This is a genomic window from Campylobacter sp. RM9334 (genome assembly GCF_020138145.1).
Taxonomy (GTDB): domain Bacteria; phylum Campylobacterota; class Campylobacteria; order Campylobacterales; family Campylobacteraceae; genus Campylobacter_E.
In genome coordinates this window covers 1-736 of sequence record NZ_JACGAX010000054.1, presented here as the reverse complement: position 1 = coordinate 736, position 736 = coordinate 1, and the positions used below count along the sequence as shown (strand labels likewise).

General features: G+C 32.2%; 1 protein-coding gene. It reads left to right on the top strand.

From position 1 onward, the window contains the following. On the top strand, positions 1 to 681 hold a 681-nt coding region (locus tag AVBRAN9334_RS10085; RefSeq protein WP_336607738.1), incomplete at its 5' end, for a methyl-accepting chemotaxis protein. Between the last annotated feature and the right edge of the window lie 55 nt (positions 682 to 736).

Here is a 736-nt window from a genome sequence, read left to right as displayed (position 1 = left end):
GTAATTGGTGCAGCTAAAGGTAAAGATGAATTAAGTAATGCAAGTAAGTTTATAAAATCAGCAAACGATGCTATTAATTCATTAACTAATCAAATAAATCATAGTGCTGATATAGAAAGTGCTTTAGCTAGTAAGATTGAGCAATTAAGCCGTGATGCTGATAATGTTAAATCTATTTTAGAAATAATTAACGATGTAGCAGACCAGACTAACTTACTTGCATTAAATGCTGCAATAGAAGCTGCAAGAGCAGGAGAGCATGGGCGTGGGTTTGCCGTAGTAGCTGATGAAGTAAGAAGCCTAGCAGAAAGAACTCAAAAAAGCCTTAGTGAAATAAATGCAACAATAAGCGTTATAGTTCAAGGTATTAAAGATGCAAGCGAGCAAATGAGCACTAATTCAGCAGAAATTAGTAAATTAACTCAAGTAGCAAGTAATACCCAAGATACAATTAATGAAATGGGTAAAGTAATGAGTGAAGCTGTAAAAATTAGTGAAGCAACTGTAAATGATTATATAAGCACAAGCAAAGATATGAGCGAGATATTAAGTGGAGTAAATAATATGAATACTATCACTAATGAAAACGCAAGAAGTGTAGAAGAAATAGCAGGAGCAGCAAATCATCTAAGTGAGATGACAGAACAACTAAACAAAAAGCTAAATGAATTTAGAACTTGATTTATTAGCTTAAAAATAAACTTATTATTAGGAATTAGTATGCTAGTTCCTAATA